Source organism: Duganella sp. 1411, assembly GCF_017833525.1.
In the GTDB taxonomy this organism is placed as follows: domain Bacteria; phylum Pseudomonadota; class Gammaproteobacteria; order Burkholderiales; family Burkholderiaceae_D; genus Rugamonas.
On record NZ_JAFICD010000001.1, the window covers coordinates 2,229,888 to 2,250,944 of the forward strand.

Annotated in this window: 24 protein-coding genes; 5 read left to right on the forward strand and 19 right to left on the reverse strand. The window is 61.6% G+C overall.

Going from position 1 to position 21,057, the window contains the following annotated elements:
- Window positions 1-18: 18 nt before the first annotated feature.
- Window positions 19-1,272: an MFS transporter gene (locus tag JOD97_RS09220; RefSeq protein ID WP_373999818.1), complete on the forward strand. Its 1,254-nt coding sequence runs from the start codon at window positions 19-21 to the stop codon at window positions 1,270-1,272.
- A gap of 160 nt (window positions 1,273-1,432) precedes the next feature.
- Here the strand turns inward: JOD97_RS09220 and JOD97_RS09225 are convergent, their stop codons facing one another.
- Window positions 1,433-1,735, reverse strand: a complete 303-nt coding sequence (locus tag JOD97_RS09225; protein WP_209715591.1) for a hypothetical protein — start codon at window positions 1,733-1,735, stop codon at window positions 1,433-1,435.
- A 110-nt stretch (window positions 1,736-1,845) separates the two neighbouring features.
- Here JOD97_RS09225 and JOD97_RS09230 point away from each other — a divergent pair, with 110 nt between their 5' ends.
- Genes JOD97_RS09230 through JOD97_RS09245 form a run of 4 tightly spaced genes read left to right on the forward strand, consistent with a single transcriptional unit; the run spans window position 1,846 to window position 3,987 of the window.
- Window positions 1,846-2,628: a BrnT family toxin gene (locus JOD97_RS09230; RefSeq protein WP_209715595.1), complete on the forward strand. Its 783-nt coding sequence runs from the start codon at window positions 1,846-1,848 to the stop codon at window positions 2,626-2,628.
- Between the two features lie 35 nt (window positions 2,629-2,663).
- Entirely contained in the window at window positions 2,664-3,155 is a 492-nt protein-coding gene (locus tag JOD97_RS09235) for a DUF433 domain-containing protein (RefSeq protein WP_209715598.1), read from the forward strand.
- A gap of 51 nt (window positions 3,156-3,206) precedes the next feature.
- Window positions 3,207-3,554, forward strand: coding sequence for a BrnT family toxin (locus JOD97_RS09240; RefSeq protein WP_209715600.1), 348 nt, complete (start codon window positions 3,207-3,209; stop codon window positions 3,552-3,554).
- A complete protein-coding gene (locus JOD97_RS09245; protein ID WP_209715603.1) occupies window positions 3,487-3,987 on the forward strand; it encodes a DUF433 domain-containing protein in 501 nt (166 codons plus the stop codon). The genes JOD97_RS09240 and JOD97_RS09245 overlap by 68 nt, the downstream gene beginning before the upstream one ends.
- Here the strand turns inward: JOD97_RS09245 and ispF are convergent.
- The 18 genes from ispF to JOD97_RS09335 all read right to left on the reverse strand — a co-directional run bounded on the left by ispF (window position 3,927) and on the right by JOD97_RS09335 (window position 21,056).
- Complete coding sequence (gene ispF, locus JOD97_RS09250) at window positions 3,927-4,415, reverse strand: 2-C-methyl-D-erythritol 2,4-cyclodiphosphate synthase (protein WP_209715606.1); 489 nt, start codon at window positions 4,413-4,415, stop codon at window positions 3,927-3,929. The two genes, JOD97_RS09245 and ispF, sit on opposite strands and share 61 nt — an antisense overlap.
- A 27-nt stretch (window positions 4,416-4,442) precedes the next feature.
- Window positions 4,443-5,147, reverse strand: a complete 705-nt coding sequence (gene ispD, locus JOD97_RS09255; RefSeq protein ID WP_209715609.1) for a 2-C-methyl-D-erythritol 4-phosphate cytidylyltransferase — start codon at window positions 5,145-5,147, stop codon at window positions 4,443-4,445.
- 8 nt (window positions 5,148-5,155) lie between these two features.
- Window positions 5,156-5,845, reverse strand: coding sequence for a hypothetical protein (locus JOD97_RS09260; RefSeq protein WP_209715612.1), 690 nt, complete (start codon window positions 5,843-5,845; stop codon window positions 5,156-5,158).
- Window positions 5,846-5,849: 4 nt separating this feature from the next.
- Window positions 5,850-6,404: an NUDIX hydrolase gene (locus tag JOD97_RS09265; protein WP_209715615.1), complete on the reverse strand. Its 555-nt coding sequence runs from the start codon at window positions 6,402-6,404 to the stop codon at window positions 5,850-5,852.
- Window positions 6,405-6,437: 33 nt separating this feature from the next.
- Complete coding sequence (locus JOD97_RS09270) at window positions 6,438-6,743, reverse strand: DUF2818 family protein (protein ID WP_209715618.1); 306 nt, start codon at window positions 6,741-6,743, stop codon at window positions 6,438-6,440.
- Window positions 6,743-8,248, reverse strand: a complete 1,506-nt coding sequence (gene nuoN / locus JOD97_RS09275) for an NADH-quinone oxidoreductase subunit NuoN (RefSeq protein ID WP_209715620.1) — start codon at window positions 8,246-8,248, stop codon at window positions 6,743-6,745. The genes JOD97_RS09270 and nuoN overlap by 1 nt, the downstream gene beginning before the upstream one ends.
- Window positions 8,249-8,267: 19 nt before the next feature.
- Window positions 8,268-9,767, reverse strand: coding sequence for an NADH-quinone oxidoreductase subunit M (locus tag JOD97_RS09280; protein WP_209715623.1), 1,500 nt, complete (start codon window positions 9,765-9,767; stop codon window positions 8,268-8,270).
- A gap of 31 nt (window positions 9,768-9,798) precedes the next feature.
- On the reverse strand, window positions 9,799-11,913 hold the full coding sequence (nuoL, locus tag JOD97_RS09285; protein WP_209715626.1) for an NADH-quinone oxidoreductase subunit L: 2,115 nt from the start codon (window positions 11,911-11,913) through the stop codon (window positions 9,799-9,801).
- Window positions 11,914-11,961: 48 nt separating this feature from the next.
- The gene (gene nuoK / locus JOD97_RS09290; protein ID WP_072780604.1) at window positions 11,962-12,270 is read right to left on the reverse strand and encodes an NADH-quinone oxidoreductase subunit NuoK; all 309 of its coding nucleotides are present in this window, start codon (window positions 12,268-12,270) and stop codon (window positions 11,962-11,964) included.
- Entirely contained in the window at window positions 12,267-12,902 is a 636-nt protein-coding gene (locus tag JOD97_RS09295) for an NADH-quinone oxidoreductase subunit J (RefSeq protein ID WP_209715629.1), read from the reverse strand. The genes nuoK and JOD97_RS09295 overlap by 4 nt, the downstream gene beginning before the upstream one ends.
- A 92-nt stretch (window positions 12,903-12,994) precedes the next feature.
- A complete protein-coding gene (nuoI, locus tag JOD97_RS09300) occupies window positions 12,995-13,483 on the reverse strand; it encodes an NADH-quinone oxidoreductase subunit NuoI (protein ID WP_090314443.1) in 489 nt (162 codons plus the stop codon).
- Between the two features lie 12 nt (window positions 13,484-13,495).
- A complete protein-coding gene (gene nuoH / locus JOD97_RS09305; protein WP_209715632.1) occupies window positions 13,496-14,581 on the reverse strand; it encodes an NADH-quinone oxidoreductase subunit NuoH in 1,086 nt (361 codons plus the stop codon).
- A complete protein-coding gene (gene nuoG / locus JOD97_RS09310) occupies window positions 14,581-16,896 on the reverse strand; it encodes an NADH-quinone oxidoreductase subunit NuoG (RefSeq protein WP_209715636.1) in 2,316 nt (771 codons plus the stop codon). Before nuoG ends, nuoH begins: the two co-directional genes overlap by 1 nt.
- Before the next feature lie 22 nt (window positions 16,897-16,918).
- On the reverse strand, window positions 16,919-18,214 hold the full coding sequence (nuoF, locus tag JOD97_RS09315; protein WP_209715639.1) for an NADH-quinone oxidoreductase subunit NuoF: 1,296 nt from the start codon (window positions 18,212-18,214) through the stop codon (window positions 16,919-16,921).
- Window positions 18,211-18,702 carry an NADH-quinone oxidoreductase subunit NuoE gene (gene nuoE, locus JOD97_RS09320; protein WP_209715642.1) on the reverse strand — a complete coding sequence of 164 codons (492 nt, stop codon included), beginning with the start codon at window positions 18,700-18,702 and terminating at the stop codon, window positions 18,211-18,213. Before nuoE ends, nuoF begins: the two co-directional genes overlap by 4 nt.
- 11 nt (window positions 18,703-18,713) lie before the next feature.
- Window positions 18,714-19,967, reverse strand: coding sequence for an NADH-quinone oxidoreductase subunit D (locus JOD97_RS09325; RefSeq protein ID WP_209715645.1), 1,254 nt, complete (start codon window positions 19,965-19,967; stop codon window positions 18,714-18,716).
- 3 nt (window positions 19,968-19,970) lie between these two features.
- Window positions 19,971-20,561 carry an NADH-quinone oxidoreductase subunit C gene (locus JOD97_RS09330; RefSeq protein ID WP_209715659.1) on the reverse strand — a complete coding sequence of 197 codons (591 nt, stop codon included), beginning with the start codon at window positions 20,559-20,561 and terminating at the stop codon, window positions 19,971-19,973.
- An 18-nt stretch (window positions 20,562-20,579) separates the two neighbouring features.
- Window positions 20,580-21,056, reverse strand: a complete 477-nt coding sequence (locus JOD97_RS09335) for an NADH-quinone oxidoreductase subunit B family protein (RefSeq protein WP_008450353.1) — start codon at window positions 21,054-21,056, stop codon at window positions 20,580-20,582.
- Between the last annotated feature and the right edge of the window lies 1 nt (window position 21,057).

Below are 21,057 nucleotides of genomic sequence, written 5' to 3' on the forward strand. Positions count from 1 at the left end.
GCGGTTTCAGCATCAAAAGTGCGTGGACGTCCCGTCTTGCGGGCCTTGCCGCCTGCAGGCGAGCCGTCGGCGTCGCCGGCCATCGTCACCGCCCCCACCCGCTCGGCCTGGCTGGCCGTGCTCTCCGTCGCCGTCGGCTCATTCGCGCTGGTGACGACGGAATTCCTGCCGGTCGGCCTGCTGCCGTCGATCGCCGCCGAACTGAAGGTCACCGAAGGGCTGGCCGGCATGATGGTGACGATACCCGGCTTGGTGGCCGCTTTCGCCGCCATCCTGGTCACCATCGGTGTCGGCAAGACCGACCGCCGCTACGTCATCTGGGGCCTGACCGCCACCTTGATCGTCTCCAACCTGATGGTGGCGCTGTCCGATTCGTTCACCGTGATCCTGTTCGGCCGCGCCTTGCTGGGCATCGGCGTGGGCGGTTTCTGGGCCATCGGCGGCGCGCTGGGCAACCGGCTGGTGCCGCCCGAATATGCGACGCGGGCGACCTCGATCATCTTCGCCGGCATCTCGCTGGGCACCGTGGCCGGCGTGCCGGCGGGCGCGCTGATCGGTGAACTGGTCGGCTGGCGCGTGGCCTTTTATGCGGCCGGCGCGGTCGCCGTGCTGGTGCTGCTGACGCAAATGTGGCTGCTGCCACGCCTGCCGACCACGCAATCGCTGACCTTCGCCCAATTGCCGGAGCTGCTGCGCGTGAAGAAAGCGCGGCTGGGCATGCTGGCCACGCTGCTGATCTTCATCGGCCAGTTCGCCGCCTACACGTATGTCACGCCCTTCCTCAGCCAAGTCGGCGGCCTGAACGCGACGACTATCAGCGCGCTGCTGCTGACCTATGGCGCCGCCGGTTTCGTCGGCAACTTGATCGGCGGCTGGACGGTGGCGCGCAGCGTGCGCACGTCGATGATCGCCACCGGCCTGGTGATGGGCTTGTCGGCGGCGGCGTTGCCGTTGATCGGCACCAGCCTATGGGGCGCGACCGCGCTGATCGTCATCTGGGGCCTGGCCTTCGGCATGATGCCGATCTCGGTGCAGACCTGGATGTTCCGGGCGGCGCCCCACGCAATGGAAAGCGGCGGCGCGGTGTTCGTCGCCACGGCGCAAATCTCGCTGGCCAGCGGCGCGCTGGTGGGTGGCGTGGCGGTCGACCATCTGGGCGTATCGAGCGCGATGCTGGTCGGAGGCGTGTTCGCCGTGGCGATGGCGGCGGTGATCGCGAAGTGGGGCGAGGACGACGGCAAGCCGTCAACCAAGCTACACGCCGTGCATTAATCGTTAATCCACACCGGCGTGTGCGACCCGAGGAATCACGTAGGGCGGATTAGCGGGCGAGGCCCGCCAACCGCCCCTGGGCCCATCGAAGAGGCGGCCTACCTGGCCGGTAGGCCTTAAGAGCGAAGCGTAATCCGCCATGCATGCACCGCCGGCGGCCCTAAATCCGACCGCGCTTGAATTCAGCCAGGAAGGCCTTGGTCTCCCCGGCCGACAACACCTTGACGTCATCCCCATGCCAAGCGTACAGATAAGGCGTCCCACCCTGCCGGTCGGTCAACTTGGCATCCAACAAAAAGCAAGTCCCCAACGGATACAACGCCGTATCACTCATCCGGCGCGAACACTGCACCGCCAGCTCCGGCGAAAACGCCTGCCCCGGCACCGGATGAATCTCCACCACACCGCCGCGCAGCACCGAGTGCACCGCCACCTGACGGTATGCATAAATATCGCGCGCCATTGTCATCCCTGCTGAAAAACCGCCATGGTAGCAGATCGTTTTCCACCAGCATGACAATCACCACGCACCATTGATCTGATCGAACAACCGATGACAAAGCCAGGCGCACGATGTCGCAAGATGTCCTGGCGCCTGGCTTTTTTTATTCAGTGCCGCTTGAAGGATATCCTCAAGCTACTACACTGAACATGACCACCTACACTTGGGACGAGGCCAAACGCAAAAGCAACCTGCGCAAGCACGGACTGGATTTTGCTGATGCCGCTACCGTAATCGAAGGCAAGTCATATACGGAAGAAGACATGCGCTATCACTACGCCGAGCGGCGCTACCTGACAATCGGCTATTTTGAGGGCAAGGTGGTTGTGGTTGTATTTACCGAGGAAGACGTGAAATACGCATCATCTCATTTAGAAACGCAACCAAACGCGAGCGACGTTGACTATTGGGACAGAAATGACAGTTGGGGCAATGTCATGCCCATTCCGGGCGACGACGAGATCAAATACGACGAGGACTCGCCACCACTTGAGTCCGGCTTTTACGCAAATGGCGTGCATCGGATACATGGCCGGGCACTGCCTCCGCGCACGTCGCCGCTCGATCCCATAGACCCCGAGGTGCTGGCCTTTATGCAAACCCAGGTTCCAGAAGTCCAAATGGATCCGCACATCCTGGGAGGCATGCCGGTCTTCAGGGGAACCTTGGTGCCCATCAAACGCATGTTCGACTATCTGCTCGCCGGCAAGACCATCGACGACTTTCTGACCGAGTTCCCCACCGTGCCGCGCGCCACCGCGCACTTGGTGCTCGAAACCGAGGCGACGATGTTCTACGAGGCCATCAGTAAGGCGATGGAGTGCGAAGCAACACTAACATCATTGTCGAAATGATGGTGCCTTTCAACGCTTTCAACGAGGGGCTATCAATGACCCATTCCAGCACCGACAACGCGCAAGACACTCTTTGCGACGAACCCGCCGGTTGGATCGACGTGATGCCTAACCATGACGACGAAATCGGGAACGACGAAGACTGCCCGGAGTACGATCCACGCTATTTCACCGAACCCGTGCATCGCTTCAAGGGCCGTATCATACCGCCGCGAAAATCACCTACTGATCCGTATGACCCGGAGCTGTTGGCGTTCATGAAGTCGATCACCCCGCTGGTGCAGATGGAACCGGATATCCTCGGCGGCATGCCAGTGTTCAAGAACACGCTCGTTCCAATCAAGCGCATGTTCGACTATCTGCTGGCCGGAAAAACGATGGATGACTTCCTGGGTGACTTTTCTGCCGTATCCCGAGACACCACGACCGCTGTGCTGGAAAGCGACGCCACGCTGTTTTACGAAGAGATCAGCAACGCGATCGATTCGACTTCGAATGTCAGCCGCGCAACCAAAAGATCCGGCTGACTTAAACAATATTGATCTGATCGTGGGACCGCCGGAGAAGCCAGGCGCAGGATGTCGCGAGACGTCCTGGTGCCTGATTTTTTTTACTCAGTGGCGCTTGAAGGATATCCTCAAGCTACTACACTGAACATGACCACCTACACTTGGGACGAGGCCAAACGCAAAAGCAACCTGCGCAAGCACGGACTGGATTTTGCCGATGCGCCCGCTGTGCTGGAACGAACGACATACACAAAGGAAGATGCTCGCTTTCACTACAGCGAGCGTCGCTACACATCAATCGGTTTTTTTAACGGCCAGGAGGTTGTGGTCGTCTATACGGAGATCAACGATGAAGTACGAATCATCTCATTTAGAAAAGCAACTAACCACGAACGAAAAGTCCTCTACCGAAGGTGATCGCAGTTGGGAAGAAGTTATGCCAACACCAGACGAGGAAATTGAATACGACGAAGATTCCCCACCGCTGGATTCGAGCTTTTTCACCAACGGCGTCTTCCGTATTAACGGCAGGATTATTCCACCGCGCACTACGCCCACGGACCCGCATGATCCCGAATTATTAGCCTTCATGAAGTCGCTCACTCCCCTAGTACAGATGGACCCGGAGGTCCTCGGCGGCATGCCGGTGTTTAAAAATACGCTGGTTCCCATCAAACGCATGTTCGACTATCTGCTGGCTGGAAAAACGATGGATGACTTCCTGAGGGACTTCCCCACCGTCTCGCGCGAGATGGCGACCGCCGTGCTGGAAAGCGACGCCACGCTGTTTTACGAAGAGATCAGCAAGGCGATCGATTCCGCCGCGATGCCCTCTTCCCTGCCCAAATAACCGAGCTTCTCGTTGGTCTTGGCCTTGACGTTGACCTGGCTGATGTCCAGGCCCAAATCCTCGGCGATGTTGGCGCGCATCGAGGCAATGTGCGGCGCCATCTTCGGGCGCTGGGCGATGATGGTGCAGTCGATATTGCCGATGCTGTAGCCGGTGGCCACCACGCGGCGCGCGGCCTCCTTCAGCAAGGTGCGCGAATCGGCGCCCTTGAACTGCACGTCCGTATCCGGAAAATGCTTGCCGATGTCGCCCAGCGCGGCGGCGCCGAGTATCGAGTCGGTGATCGCGTGCAGCAGCACGTCGGCGTCCGAATGCCCCAGCAATCCGACGTGGTGCGGGATGTCGACGCCGCCGATGATCAGCTTGCGGCCTTCCACCAACGCGTGGCAGTCGTAGCCCTGGCCGATGCGGAACGGGAGCTTGGTCATATCGTTTCCTTCATTTGGTTTCCTTGGTTATTCGCCCGCCGCCAGATACATCTCCGCGATGCGGATATCGGCCGGCAGCGTGACTTTCAAATTTCGTGGATGGCCTTCGATCAGCCGTGGCGACATGCCCAGCATCTCGACCGCGCTGGCGTCGTCGGTGATGGCGTTGGCGTCCGGCGCGTTGCCCAGCGCGCGCAGCAGCAAACCGTAGCTGAACATCTGCGGCGTCTGCGCCAGCCACAGGCCGTCGCGCGGCACCGTGGCCACGTCGTCGCCGGCCCTGCGCTTGACCGTGTCGACCACCGGCAGCGCCAGCAGACCGCCGGCGGCATAGTCGCCGACGCCGTGTATCAGCTTGGCGATCAAGGACGGCGTCAGGCCGGGGCGCGCGGCGTCGTGCACCATGATCAGGTCCGCGTCGGCGACGATGCCGGCCAGCGCGCGCAAGGCGTTGAGCACCGTGTCCATGCGGGTGGCGCCGCCGCAGCGCAGCACCGTGACGCCGTCCAGGTCCGGCGGCAGCACCGCGTCGACCTGGCCGTCCGCCGCGCTGACGACGACGTAGGTGTGCGCCACCAGGTCGCTGGCGCGGAAGGCGTCGACCGCGTGGCGCAGCATCGGCTTGCCGCCGACCGCCAGATATTGTTTGGGTCCGTCGGCCGCCATGCGCGCGCCGACACCGGCGGCCGGCAACAGCGCAAAGTACCGCGGGGTGTTCGTATTCACAGTCATATTCTTCTTTATCTCCTGCGTCGGCGATTGACGATATCCCGTATCTCGCCGTTGCAACTATCGGCCAGCCGCGCGTATTCCTGCGGGGTGTCGATTTTAGCCTGCTCCGCCTTGCCCTTGTCGAATTCGTCGCTGATAAACCGCATCCACACGCTGTTGATCTCGTGCTGCAGCGCCGATTGCGCGGTGCCCGAGGGCGCGTACAGCGGCTTGCCTTCGAAGCGCCGGTTCATCGCGTCGCGCACTACCTTCTCCACCCGCGCCAGATTGTCCATGTAGGCTTTCAGGTGGCGCTGTTCATGCTGGAGTATCGTGTTGTAGGCGCAGGTGCCGGGCACGAACTCGTTGCCGACGTAGATCAGCACCGGCGAGTAGTTCAACTTGATCTCCACGCGCGGCGCCACGCATTCGTAGCCACTGACCTTGTCCTGCAGGATAGGCCCGCCCATGGTGGCGGCGTATTGCGCGCGCGTGACCGTCAGGCCCAGGGTCTCGGTGCGGCCATCGATGCTACCGGTTTTCAGCGTCAGCGCGCGGTAAGGCAGCTGGTTGTTGATCGTGAAGCCATTGCTGGTCGTCGACAGCACCGAAATGGTTTTGCTGATCGTGTCCTCGCAGCGGATCTGGAACGGCGTGCGCTCGGCCGCGCCAGCCGCGCCGGCGCCGCAGCACAAGCAGATCAGCGCCGGCCACCTCATAACGTCAGTCCAGTTTCCAGTCGCCCGCGCGCAGCTTGTCGAGCCAGAACGCGCCGATGATGGTTTTGACGTCGGTGACTTTACCTTCGCGCACCCACTGCAGCAGTTCGTCGATGGTGGCGGTGAACAGCTCGAGGAATTCGCCGTCGTCCAGCTTTTGCTCGCCCTGCGTGAGGCCGCGCGCCAGGTACAGGTCCAGATGCTCGTCCGAATAGGCGATGGCGTTGTGGATGGTGGTGACGAACTGCCAGTCGCTGGCGGTGTAGCCGGTTTCCTCCACCAGCTCGCGCTTGGCGCAGTCGAGCGGATCTTCACCGGGGTCGATTTTCCCGGCCGGGAATTCGATGAACACGTCGTGCAGCGGATAGCGGAACTGGCGCTCGAGCAGCACCTTGCCGTCGTCGAGCAGCGGCAGGATCACCACCGCGCCCGGATGCAGGATGTATTCGCGGGCGGTGCGTTTGCCGTCGGGGAGTTCGATGGTGTCGCGTTGGACTTTGAGGAAGTGGCCTTCGTAGACCATTCCGCCGTCGATGCGGGTTTCTGTCAGATTCACCATGTCGGCTCCAGGTAGATTGAAGCCGATAGTGTATCAGTCGTGGGACTTGCGCAGGTAGCGCACGATGAATCCGGGGAAGCCGAGAACGAGGAACAAGCAGGCGGAGATCGCGAAGAACTCCCAGGTTTGCGTGAAGCGGTTGCCGATGTAGCCTTCCAGCGCGATGCCGACGGCGCCAACGACAAAGTACAGCACCACCATCTCGGCCAGGCGAACGATCAGCGGCTTGCGCCGCCACGTCGCCGGCACCAGTGCGAATACCTTGTCATTGAAAAACGGCAGGTTGGCGGCCGCGATAGCGATCGCGATCACCAACCAGCTTGCGACGGATACATCCATCAGGTGGCGAGCGTCGCTTGCATGGCCTTCAGGCACATGGCCAGCAGCGGGCCTGGCAGAACGCCCAGCAGCACGATGGCCAGACCGTTCAGGCTCAGGACAAACTTCATGTCGCCGTGGGCGACGATGGCCGAGCTGTCGGTCGGCTCGTCGAACCACATCACTTTGACGATGCGCAGGTAGTAGAACGCGGCGATCAGCGAGAACATCACAGCGACCACGGTCAGCCAGATCTGGCCGGTACCCAGCACGGCGCTCAGCACCGAGAACTTGGCGGCAAAGCCCATCATCGGCGGCACGCCAGCCAGCGAGAACATCATGATCGTCATGACGACCGCGAACCAGCCGTTACGCTTGCTCAGGCCTTTGAAGTCGTTGAGCGTTTCGGCGTCGAAGCCGGCGCGCGACAACAGCATCAACAGACCGAAGCTGCCGACGGTGGTCAGCACGTAGGTGATGGTGTAGTACATCGACGAGCTGTAGGCGGCGGCGATGCCGGTGCGGTCGGTGGTGCCGGCCACGCCAGCCAGCAGGCCAAGCAGCACGAAGCCCATTTGCGCGATCGTCGAGTAAGCCAGCATGCGCTTCAGGTTCGTTTGGGCGATCGCGGTCAGGTTACCGATGACCAGCGACATCACGGCCAGGACCATCAGCATCTGCTGCCAGTCGAACGCCATCGGCAGCAGGCCTTCCACCAGCAGGCGGATGCAGATCGCGAAGGTGGCGATCTTCGGCGCGCCGCCCAGCAGCAGGGTCACAGCCGTTGGCGAACCTTCGTAGACGTCCGGTACCCACATGTGGAACGGCACGGCGCCCAGCTTGAACGCCAGACCGGCGACCAGGAACACGATACCGAACACCAGGATGGTCGGCTTGATGGTGCCGGCGGCGACGGCCGTGGCCACTTTGCTGATTTCCAGCGTGCCGGTGGCGCCGTACAGCATCGAGATACCGTACAACAGGAAACCGGATGCCAGCGCGCCGAGGATGAAGTACTTCATCGCCGCTTCGGTGGCCTTGTGGTTATCGCGGCGCATGGCGACCAGCGCGTACAGCGACAGCGACATCAGTTCGACGCCCAGGTAGATCGTCAGGAAGTTCGAACCCGAGATCATGACCATCTGGCCCAGCATCGCGAACAGCGCCAGGACGTAGAACTCCCCGCCCAGGTTACCGCTCATCATGCCGCGCTGCGTTACATACTGGCGCGAATACACCAGGGTCAGCGCCACCGACAGGTAGGTGAACAGCTTGAGCAGGTTCGCCATCGGATCGTTGACGTACATGCCGTGGAAGGTGTACGCGGTGCTGCCGGCGTTGAAGTCGGCGAAGGTGATGCCGGCCAAGACCAGCAGCAGCAACAGCGACAGCACGTAGGTGACCGAGCGCTTGGACTCGGACAGGAACATGTCCACCAGCAGGAGGACCGAGGCGCCGATAATCAGCGTCACCTCGGCGTACGCCGGTGCGATGTTGAACGCCTCTTGTGGAATAGGTGTAGTCATTTATGCGTTTCCGTTTTTCTTAAGGCAGCTTGCTTTTTGCGACGTGAGTCAGCAGGTCGGCGACCGAGGTTTGCATCGTGTCGGTGAACGGCGCAGGGTACAGACCCATGACCAGCACCGCGACCGCCAGGATACCCAGCATGAAGAACTCGCGGCCGTTGACGTCGACCAGCGCGGCCACGTGGTGGTTGGTCACTTTGCCGAAGATGACGCGCTTGGCCATCCACAGCGAGTAAGCGGCACCGAAGATCAGCGCGGTCGCGGCCAGCAAACCAATCCAGAAGTTGTGCTGCACGGCGCCCAGGATCACCATGAACTCGCCGACGAAGCCGGAAGTCGCTGGCAGACCGCAGTTAGCCATCGAGAAGAAGATGAACAGCGCGGCGAATTTAGGCATCTTGTTGACGACACCACCGTAGTCGGCGATCTGGCGCGAATGGGCCTGGTCATACAGCACGCCGATACACAGGAACATCGCGCCGGAGATGAAACCGTGCGAGATCATTTGCACGATCGCGCCCTGCACGCCGATGGCGTTGAAGATGAAGAAGCCCAGCGTGACGAAGCCCATGTGCGCGATCGACGAGTAGGCGACCAGCTTTTTCATGTCCTTCTGCACCAGCGCCACCAGGCCGACGTAGATCACGGCGATCAGCGACAGGGTGATGACGAAACCGGCCAGGTAGTGCGACGCGTCCGGGGTGATCGGCAGCGAGAAACGCAGGAAGCCGTAGGCGCCCAGCTTCAGCATGATCGCGGCCAGCACGGCGGAACCGCCGGTCGGCGCTTCGACGTGGACGTCCGGCAGCCAGGTGTGGACCGGGAACATCGGTACCTTGACGGCGAAGGCCATGAAGAAGGCGATGAAGATGAAGATCTGCTCGCGCATCGTCAGTGGCGTCAGGTGCCAGGTCAGGATGTCGAAGCTGCCCGTCACGCGGTACAGGTAGATGATCGCGACCAGCGTCAGCAAGGAGCCGAAGAAGGTGTAGAGGAAGAACTTGAACGACGCGTACACGCGGTTCTCGCCGCCCCACACACCGATGATGATGTACATCGGGATCAGGGTCGCTTCGAAGAAGAAGTAGAACAGCAGGCCGTCCATCGCGCAGAACACGCCGATCATCAGACCGGAGAGGATCAGGAAGGCGCCCATGTATTGCGCGACGCGCTTCTGGATCACCTGCCACGCCGAGATCACGACGATCACGGTGATGAACGCCGTCAGCGGCACGAACCACAGCGACAGGCCGTCGATGCCCAGCGAGTAGTAGATGTTAAACGTCTGGATCCAGGGCGACTTCTCGACGAACTGCATGCCGTGGGCGGCGTTGTTGAAATTGGTGATCAGCGGGATCGTCGCGGCGAAGCTGACGATCGCGCCGATCAGCGAACCGACGCGCACCAGCGCCGCGTTGGTGTCGCGGCCGACGGCCAGCACGATCAGGCCGAAGATGATCGGAAGCCAGATCGCCAGGCTCAGGTACGGAGGTAATGTAGATATAGTTGACTGCATCATGGTTATCGTTATCTCTTTGCGTATCAGCTAATTAAGCGTGCCAAAACGGCAGGAAGTAGACCAGGAACCCCAGAATGCCGAGGATCATGACGAAAGCGTAGTGGTAGATGTAACCCGTCTGCCCCAAACGCGTCAGCTTCGAGAACCAGTTCACGACCTTGGCGCTGCCGTTGACCAGCAGGCCGTCGATCAGGGTCTTGTCGCCGACGTTCCACAGGCCGTTACCCAGCATGCGTGCGCCGCCTGCGAAGACAACCTCGTTGAATTTGTCCATGTAGTACTTGTTATCCAACAGCGTGTGCACGGCTTTGAACTTGGCGTAGAACCAGGCCGGCACGCGTGGATTGATCATGTAGCAGTAGTACGCGGTCACGACACCGGCGATCGCCAGCCACAGTGGCAGCGACGTCAGCGAGTGGATCGCCATGGCCATCGGACCGTGGAACTCTTCGCCCAGGATTTCCATCGCCTTGTGGTGTTCGCCGATGAAGATGACGCCTTTGAAGAAGTCGCCGTGCAGCATAGGCTGGATCGTCAGGTAGCCGATGATGACCGAAGGGATAGCCAGCATTACCAGCGGGAACCAGACCACGAATGGCGATTCATGCGGCTTCTGGCCCGGCTCCAGGCCGTGGTGCGCGTGGTCGTCCTCTTCCTCTTCGTGATGCGCGTCCGAATCGTGGCCGTGCGCGGCCGGATCGGCGTGCGCGGCGGCCTTGGTGTCATGCGCGTGATGATCGTGGTGATCGTGGGCGTGGGCCTGGCCGAAACGCTCTTTCCCGTGGAAGACCAGGAAGTACATGCGGAACGAGTAGAACGCGGTCACGAACACGCCTGCCAGCACGGCGAAGTTGGCGAAGCCCGAACCCCAGATGTGGGTCTCGTGCACCGCTTCGATGATCGAATCCTTCGAGTAGAAACCGGAGAAGAACGGGGTGCCGATCAGCGCCAGGGAACCGAGCAAGGACGTGATCCAGGTGATCGGCATATATTTGCGCAGGCCGCCCATGTTGCGGATGTCCTGGTCGTGGTGCATGCCGATGATGACCGAACCGGCGCCGAGGAACAGCAGCGCCTTGAAGAACGCGTGGGTCATCAGGTGGAACACGGCCACCGAGTAGGCCGACGAGCCCAGTGCCACGGTCATGTAGCCCAACTGCGACAGGGTCGAGTAGGCGACCACGCGCTTGATGTCGTTCTGGATGATGCCCAGGAAGCCCATGAACAGCGCGGTGATCGAGCCGATGACCAGGATGAACGACAGCGCGGTGTCCGACAGCTCGAACAGCGGCGACATGCGCGATACCATGAAGATACCGGCGGTAACCATCGTCGCGGCGTGGATCAGTGCCGAGATCGGGGTTGGGCCTTCCATCGAGTCAGGCAGCCAGACGTGCAGCGGGAACTGGGCCGACTTGCCCATCGCGCCGATGAACAGGCAAATACAGGCGACGGTCAGCAGCATCCAGTCGGTGCCCGGCAAGGTCAGCATCGACAGCGCTTCCCTCTTGGCGAAGACTTCCTGGTAGTTCATGGTGCCGGCGTAGGCCAGCAGCAGGCCGATGCCGAGGATGAAGCCGAAGTCGCCGACGCGGTTGACCAGGAACGCCTTCATGTTGGCCACGATCGCCGTTGGGCGCGTGTACCAGAAGCCGATCAGCAGGTACGAGACCAGGCCCACCGCTTCCCAGCCGAAGAACAGCTGCAGGAAGTTGTTGGCCATGACCAGCATCAGCATCGAGAACGTGAACAGCGAGATGTAGGCGAAGAAGCGGTTATAGCCCGCGTCTTCCGCCATGTAGCCGATGGTGTAGATGTGCACCATCAGCGACACGAACGTCACCACGCACATCATCATCGCCGACAGCGAATCGATCTGGAAGCCCACTTCGAACTTGATGCCGGCGATCGTCATCCAGTTGTAGATGGTGCCGTTGAACGTGGCGCCATTGAGCACGTCGTTCAGCGTCATCGCCGACAGGATGAAGGCCACCAGCACGCCCAGGATGGTGGCCGTGTGCGACGTCTTGCGCCCGACGACGTTGCCAAAGAATTTGGTTCCTAACAAACCCGCGATCGCAGCGCCGGCCAGCGGCGCCAGAGGTACGGCCAGTAGGAGGTTAGGGTTAAGAAGAGTACCCGCCATGATGAACCTTAATCGTTATTTTTCGAGATTAGAACTAAAGCCACGGGATCAACCCTTCAGGCTATCCAGGTCTTCCACATTGATGGTGTCCAGATTACGGAACAGCACCACCAGAATCGCGAGGCCGATCGCCGATTCGGCGGCCGCCACGGTCAGGATGAAGAAAACGAAGATCTGCCCGGCCGCGTCGCCCAGGTAGTGGGAGAACGCGATGAAGTTCATGTTCACCGCCAGCAGCATCAATTCGATGGCCATCAGCAGGATAATGATGTTCTTGCGATTCAGGAAAATACCGACGATCGAGATCGCGAACAGAATCGCGCCGAGAACGAGGTAGTGAGCTAGCGATAAAGTCATGGTGTCTCCTTTACTTCGGCCGAACCGGCGACGGCGCCACGCGTGGTGACGGCGTCGATCTTGACGATCTTCAGACGGTCGTTGCGCTTGACGCGCACGGCGTCGGCCGGGTCGAAATGTTTGGTGTCCTTGCGCTTGCGCAGCGTCAGCGCCACCGCCGCGATGATCGCGACCAGCAGAATCGCCGCGGCCACTTCAAAGCCGTAGACATATTTGGTGAAGATCAGGACACCCAGTTCCTTGGTGCCGCCGATGTTGCCGGCGCTGACGGCCTGCTGGTCGAACGACAGGAAGGAGCGCCACAGCACGGCGGCCATTTCCAGCACGATGATGGCGCCGACGAGCGACGCGATCGGCAGGTAGCCCCAGAAGTTTTCCCGCATCTTCTCGGTGTCGATATCGAGCATCATCACCACGAACAGGAACAGCACCATGACGGCGCCGACATAGACCAGCACCAGCACAATGGCCAGGAACTCGGCTTCGAGCAGCATCCAGATGCCGGCGGCCGAGAAGAACGCCAGCACCAGGAACAGCGCGGCGTGCACCGGGTTGCGGTCTGTGATAACGCGCAACGCAGCCAATACCATGATGGCTGAGAAGGCGTAGAACAAAGCAGTTTTAAATTCCATAACTAACCCAAGAGACGTACAGTTTTATTGATCAACACGCTGCGACCCGCCCTGCCCCCCAACACCGGCCGGGGAACATGACAGGTCGTCGATCAGCGGTAAGGAGCGTCGGCTGCGCGGGCTTCGGCGATCTGGTTTTCGTAACGATCGCCGACGGCCAGCAGCATCTCTTTGGTGTAGTACAAATCACCGCGCTTCTCGCCGTGGTACTCCAGCACGTGCGTCTCGACGATCGAATCGACCGGGCAGGACTCTTCGCAGAAACCGCAGAAGATGCACTTGGTCAGATCGATGTCGTAACGCGTGGTGCGGCGCGAGCCGTCGTCGCGCTGTTCCGATTCGATGGTGATGGCCATCGCCGGGCACACCGCTTCGCACAGTTTGCAGGCGATGCAGCGCTCTTCGCCGTTCGGATAGCGGCGCAGCGCGTGCAGGCCGCGGAAGCGCGGCGACATCGGCGTCTTCTCTTCCGGGTACTGCACGGTGATTTTGCGCGAGAACATGTACTTGCCCGTCAGCGCCATCCCTTTGATCAATTCGGCCAGCATGAAGCTGCCGAAAAAGTCTTTTAATCGTTCCATTTTCTCTCGTCCTTACTTCCAGATATTCCAGGATGTCTGCATCCAGCCGGCCACGAACACCAGGTACACCAGCGTCAGAGGAATGAACACTTTCCAGCCCAGGCGCATGATCTGGTCATAGCGGTAGCGTGGGAAGGTACCGCGCACCCAGATGAAGACCGACACCAGGAAGAACGCCTTGACGAACAACCAGAAGAAGCCGCCGAAACCGCCGCCGAACTCGAGGAAGGCGAATGGCGCGGACCAGCCGCCCAGGAACATGATCGAACCGATAGTGGCGATCAGGATCATGTTGGCGTATTCGGCCAGCATGAACATGGCGTAGGCCATGCCCGAGTACTCGACCATGTGGCCGGCGACGATCTCGGACTCGCCCTCGACCACGTCGAACGGGTGGCGGTTCGCTTCGGCCAGGCCGGAGGTCAGGTAGACCACGAACAGCGGCAACAGCGGCAGCCAGTTCCACGACAGGATGTTGATACCCTTGGCGGCGAACATGCCCACCTGCTGGCCGGCGACGATGTCGCCGAAGTTCAGCGAGCCGGAGACCATCAGGATCACGACGAATACGAAGCCCATCGGGATTTCGTAGGAGATCATCTGCGCCGAGGCGCGCATCGCGCCCATGAACGAGTACTTCGAGTTCGAGGCCCAGCCGGCGATGATGATGCCGTAGACTTCCATCGAGGTGATCGCCATCAGCAGCAGCAAGGCGGCGTTGACGTTGGCCAGCACCGCTTCCGGGCCGAAAGGCACGACCGACCACGCGGCCAGCGCCGGCATGATGGTCATGATCGGACCGATGACGAACAGGCCGGGGTTGGCCTTGGCCGGCATGATGATCTCTTTGAACAGCAGCTTGAGCGCATCGGCGATCGGCTGCAGCAGGCCCATAGGACCGACGCGGTTAGGACCGACGCGGATCTGGATCCAGCCGATGAACTTGCGCTCCCACAGCGTCAGGTAGGCGACAAGGCCCATCAGCGGCAGCAGGACCAGCACGATCTTGATCATCGTCCAGATGATCGGCCAGACCGGCGCCAGCGGGCTGGTCGCGCCGAGATTGTGCAATGTAGTGACGAATTCAGGCAGAGCCATTATTTACCCTCCCCTGCTTTTTCAACGGTGATAGGACCGAACATGCCACCCAGGGCGGCGGTCGACGGATGCGCGGCGGCGACGCGCACGGCGTTGGCCGGCAGGCCCGCATCGACGGCGGCGACCAGGATCGCGCTGCCCGAACCTTGCGTTACCTTGACGGTGTCGCCGGCGGCGACGCCCAGTTGCTGCGCCAGGGCGGTCGACAGGTGCGCTTTCGGCGCGGCCGAATCGGCCATCTTTTGCAGCGACTCGGCGCGGCGCACGACGGCGTCGGCGAAGTAGATCGGCACGTCGGCGATACGTTCGGTGCCGGTCGACGCGGTCGAACCAGCGACCAGCGACTGCTTGGTGATGTTGTTCAGCTTAGCCGAGAAACCGGCGGCGTTGACCACTTCGTCGCGGATCGCTTCCGAGGTGTCGTAGTCGAAGCCGGACAGGCCGAGGATGTTACCCAGCACGCGCAGCACTTTCCACGCCGGGCGGGTTTCCAGCATCGGCTTGACGGTGCCGTTGAAGCTTTGCGGACGGCCTTCGCAGTTGACGAAGGTGCCCGAGGTTTCGCTGAATGGCGACACCGGCAGCAGCACGTCGGCGTAGTCCATGCCGTGCTTGTAGGCGGACATGACGACGACCATCTCGGCTTTTTTCAGCGCGGCGACGGCGGCCTGCGGGTTGTACGCGTCCAGTTCCGGCTCGACGTTCAACAGCACGTAGGCTTGTTTCGCTTCGGTGAAGGCCGGAGCCTTGGCGCCGTTGGCGTTGACCAGGTAGGCGCCGACGGTGTTGGCGGCCTCGGTCAGGTAACCCAGCTTGGCGCCGGTTTGTTCGGCGATCCATTGCGCGGCGGCGTGCAGCGCGGCCGCTTGCGGGTGCTGCGTTGCCGCGTTACCCAGGAAGACGCCCCTGTTTTCACCCGACAGCAGCGACGCGGCGATGGCGGTCGCGGCGTCCGACGCCTCGATGCCTTCGAAGCCGGCGGGGGCCGACACTTCCTTGGCCTTGGCGACAGCCACCACCACTTGCGACAGCGCCGACAGCCAGTCCGACGGCGCGGCGATCATCTTGTTCGCCACCTTCATCAGCAAGTCGTCGTCGGTCGCGTGCAGGACCGACAGCTTGGCGCCGTTCTTGACGGCGGTGCGCAGGCGGGTCGCCAGCAGCGGGTGATCCTTGCGCAGGAAGGAGCCGATCACGAAGGCGCGGTTCAACGCGCCGAATTCGGTGATGCTCATGCCCAGCCAAGGGGTCACGTCGGTCAGCGAGAAATCGCTGTGGCGCAGACGCGTGTCGACGCTGTCCGAGCCCATGGCGCGGGTCAGCTTTTGCAGCAGGTGCAGTTCTTCCAGCGTCGAATGCGGAGTCGCCAGCGAGGCGATCGCCTTGTCACCGTGTTCGTGCTTGATGTTCTTCAGGCCGTGCGCGACGTATTCCAGCGCGGTTTGCCAGCTCACTTCTTTCCATTCGCCGCCCTGCTTCAGCATCGGCTGGGTCAGACGGTCGTCGGCGTTCAGGCCTTCGTAGGCGAAGCGGTCTTTATCGGAGATCCAGCACTCGTTGACGGCGTCGTTTTCCAGCGGCAGCACGCGCATGACCTTGCCGTTCTTGACCTGGACGATCAGGTTCGAACCGAGGCCGTCGTGCATCGACACCGACTTGCGGCGCGACAGTTCCCAGGTGCGGGCGCTGTAGCGGAACGGCTTGGACGTCAGCGCGCCGACCGGGCACAGGTCGATCATGTTGCCCGACATTTCGGAGTTGACGGTCTGGCCGACAAACGCGGTGATTTCCGAGTGCTCGCCGCGGCCGATCATGCCCAGCTCCATGACGCCGGCCACTTCCTGGCCGAAACGTACGCAGCGGGTGCACTGGATGCAGCGCGCCATCTCTTGCATCGACACCAGCGGACCGGCGTCCTTCGGCACGACGACGCGCTTGTCTTCCTCGTAGCGCGACTCGCCCTTGCCGTAGCCGACGGCCAGATCCTGCAACTGGCATTCGCCGCCCTGATCGCAGATCGGGCAGTCGAGCGGGTGGTTAATCAGCAGGAATTCCATCACGGACTTCTGGGCCTGCACGGCCTTGTCCGACGCGGAGCGCACGATCATGCCGGCCGAGACCGGCGTGGCGCATGCTGGCAAAGGCTTGGGGGCCTTCTCCACTTCGACGAGGCACATGCGGCAGTTCGCGGCGATCGACAATTTCTTGTGATAGCAGAAGTGCGGAATGTAGGTTCCCAATTTGTTGGCGGCGTCCATCACCATGCTACCAGCAGGGACTTCGACTTTTTTGCCGTCTATTTCGATTTCAACCATGGTGATCGTTACCTGACGCAGCTTAGATGTAAGCGGGCACTAAGCAATGCTTGTGCTCGATGTGATATTCAAATTCTTCGCGGAATTGCTTGATGAACGCGCGCATCGGCATGGCCGCCGCGTCGCCCAGCGCGCAAATCGTGCGGCCCTGGATGTTGTCGCAAACCGAGTTCAGCACGTCCAGGTCCGACGGACGGCCCTGGCCGTTTTCGATGCGGTGGATCATGCGGTACATCCAGCCGGTGCCTTCGCGGCACGGCGTGCACTGGCCGCACGACTCTTCAAAGTAGAAGTACGCCAGGCGTTCCATCGCCTTGACCATGCAGCGCGTCTCGTCCATGACGATGACGGCGCCCGAACCGAGCATCGAACCGGCCTTGGCGATCGAGTCGTAGTCCAGGTCGGTGTTCATCATCAGTTCGCCACGGATGACCGGGGCGGACGAGCCGCCGGGAATGACGGCCTTGATCTTTTTGCCGCCGCGCATGCCGCCTGCCAGCTCCAGCAATTTGGCGAACGGCGTGCCCAGCGGAACTTCGTAGTTGCCCGGCATTTCAACGTCGCCCGAGATCGAGAAGATCTTCGAACCGCCGTTGTTCGGACGGCCCATGCCGAGGTACTTTTCCGGGCCCATGTTCAGGATGAACGGGACGGCGGCGAAGGTTTCGGTGTTGTTGATCGTGGTCGGTTTGCCGTACAGGCCGAACGAGGCCGGGAACGGCGGCTTGAAGCGCGGCTGGCCCTTCTTGCCTTCCAGCGATTCGAGCAGCGCGGTTTCCTCGCCGCAGATGTAGGCGCCGTAGCCATGGTGCGCGTGCAGCTGGAAGCTGAACTCGCTGCCCATGATCTTGTCGCCCAGGAAGCCGGCGGCGCGCGCCTCTTCCAGCGCATCTTCAAATTGCGTGTAGACGTCGAAGATCTCGCCGTGGATGTAGTTGTAGCCGACCGTGATGCCCATGGCGTAAGCGCCGATGGCCATGCCCTCGATCAATGCATGCGGGTTGTAACGCATGATGTCGCGGTCCTTGAAAGTGCCCGGCTCGCCCTCATCTGAGTTACATACCAGGTACTTTTGACCCGGGAACTGGCGCGGCATGAAGCTCCACTTCAAGCCGGTGGGGAAACCTGCGCCGCCACGGCCGCGCAACGACGACGCCTTGAGGTCGGCGATGATTTGTTCCGGGGTGATCTTCTCTTCCAGGATGCGGCGCAGCGCGCTGTAGCCGCCCCGTTTGACGTAATCTTCCAGGTGCCAGTTCTTGCCGTCGAGGTTGGCCAGAATCACCGGGTCGATGTGACGATTGTGGATGGACGTCATTTCGTATTGTTCCCACTCAGTTCCGCGACGAGACCGTCGATTTTATCGTTCGACATGAAGCTGCACATGCGGTGGTTGTTCACCAGCATGACCGGCGCGTCGCCGCACGCGCCCATGCACTCGCCTTCCATCAGCGTGAACTTGCCGTCGGCGGTGGTGTCGCGGTAGTCGATGCCCAGCTTTTGCTTCAGGTGGTGCGCGGCGCGCTCCCCGCCCGACAGCGCGCATGGCAGGTTGGTGCACACGGTGATCTTGTGCTGGCCGACCGGCTTCAGGTTGTACATATTGTAGAAAGTGGCCACTTCCTGCACGGCGATCGCCGGCATCTGGATGTAGTCGGCCAGTTCCTGCATGGTTTCCGGCGAAATCCAGCCCAGTTCAACCTGGGCGTGGGCCAGCGCGGCCATCACGGCCGACTGGCGCTGGTCGGCCGGGTACTTGGCCAGTTCGCGATCGATTTTTTTGTAGCACTGCTCTGATAACAACATACTTTTGCCTTTTAGCGGTCAATACTGCCGAACACGATGTCTTGCGTACCGATGATGGTCACGGCGTCGGCGATCATGTGTCCGCGCGCCATTTCGTCCAGCGCCTGCAGGTGGGCGTAATCGGGTGCGCGCAGCTTCATACGGTATGGCTTGTTGGCGCCGTCCGACAGCAGGTAGACGCCGAACTCGCCCTTCGGATGCTCCACCGCGCTGTACGCTTCGCCCGGCGGCACGTGGAAGCCCTCGGTGAACAGCTTGAAGTGGTGGATCAGCGATTCCATGTTGGTCTTCATGTCGACGCGGCCCGGAGGCGCGACTTTATGGTTGCTGGTGATGACCGGACCTGGATTGTTGCGCAGCCATTCTACGCACTGTTTGATGATCTTGTTGGACTGGCGCAATTCCTCGACGCGCACCAGATAGCGGTCGTAGCAGTCGCCGTTGGTGCCGATCGGCACGTCGAAGTCCATCAAGTCGTACACCTCGTACGGCTGGTGCTTGCGCAAGTCCCACTGGATGCCCGAACCGCGCAGCATGGCGCCGGTGAAGCCCATCGCCAGCGCGTCTTCCGGCTTGACCACGCCGATGCCGACGGTACGCTGTTTCCAGATACGGTTGTCGGTCAGCAGCGTTTCGTATTCGTCGACATAGGTCGGGAAGCGGCGCGTGAAATCCTCGATGAAGTCCAGCAGCGAGCCCTGGCGGTTCTCGTTCAGGTTGGCGATGGCCTTGTCGGAACGGATGATCGACGGCTTGTGCTGCGGCATCGAGTCCGGCAGGTCGCGGTAGACGCCGCCCGGACGGTAGTAGGCCGCGTGCATGCGCGCGCCCGACACCGCCTCGTAGCAGTCGAACAGGTCTTCGCGGTCGCGGAACGCGTACAGGAACGGGCCCATGGCGCCGACGTCGAGCGCGTGCGCGCCCAGCCACATCAGGTGGTTCAGGATGCGGGTGATCTCGTCGAACATGACGCGGATGTATTGCGCGCGCAGCGGCACTTCCAGGCCCAGCAGCTTCTCGATCGCCATCACGTAAGCGTGCTCGTTGCACATCATCGAGACGTAGTCCAGACGGTCCATGTACGGCACCGACTGCAGGTAGGTCTTCTGTTCCGCCAGCTTCTCGGTACCGCGGTGCAGCAGGCCGATGTGCGGGTCGGCGCGCTGGATCACTTCGCCGTCGAGCTCGAGCACCAGGCGCAGCACGCCGTGCGCGGCCGGGTGTTGCGGACCGAAGTTCAGGGTGTAGTTCTTAATTTCAGCCATTTTTTACTTCCCGTAATTTTCTTCGCGGATCACGCGCGGCACGTTTTCACGCGGCTCGATGGTGACCGGCTGATAGATCACGCGCTTCTGCTCGGGGTCGTAGCGCATTTCGACATAGCCCGACACCGGGAAGTCCTTGCGGAACGGATGGCCGATGAAGCCGTAGTCGGTGAGGATGCGGCGCAAGTCGTTGTGGCCTTCGAACAGGATGCCGAACATGTCGAACGCTTCGCGCTCGTACCAGTTGACGGCGCGCCACAGCGGCACCACCGACGGCAGCAGCGGCATCTCGTCGTCGGCGGCGAACGCGCGCACGCGCACGCGCCAGTTGTGCCGGATCGACAGCAGGTGCACGACGACCGCGAAACGCAGGCCGTCCCAGGCGCCGTCGCCATAGTTCAGGTAGTCGACGCCGGCCAGGTCGATCAATTGCTCGAAGCCGAGCGACTTGTCGTCGCGCAGCGTTTGCATGACGCCGTAGTAGTCGGCGGCCTTGACGGTCACGGTGACCTCGCCCAGCGCGACGGCGATACTAACGCGATCGCCCAGGGCGGTGCCGAGGGCGCTTTGCAGTTGTTCTAATTGTGTAGTCATCTTTTGAAGCGGCCTCGTTTAGCGTGCGATCGTGTTGGTGCGCTTGATCTTGTTTTGCAGCTGCATGATGCCGTACAGCAGGGCCTCGGCCGTCGGCGGACAGCCCGGCACGTAGACGTCCACCGGCACGATGCGGTCGCAACCGCGCACCACGGAGTACGAGTAGTGGTAGTAGCCGCCGCCGTTGGCGCACGAGCCCATCGAGATGACCCAGCGCGGCTCCGGCATCTGGTCGTAGACCTTGCGCAGCGCCGGCGCCATCTTGTTGCACAGCGTGCCGGCGACGATCATCACGTCGGACTGACGCGGCGACGGACGGAACACGACGCCGAAGCGGTCCATGTCGTAACGGGCCGCGCCCACGTGCATCATTTCGACCGCGCAGCAGGCCAGACCGAACGTCATCGGGAACATCGAACCCGTGCGCGCCCAGTTGATCAGCTTGTCGGCCGAGGTGGTGATGAAACCTTCGTTTAATACGCCTTCAATAGCCATG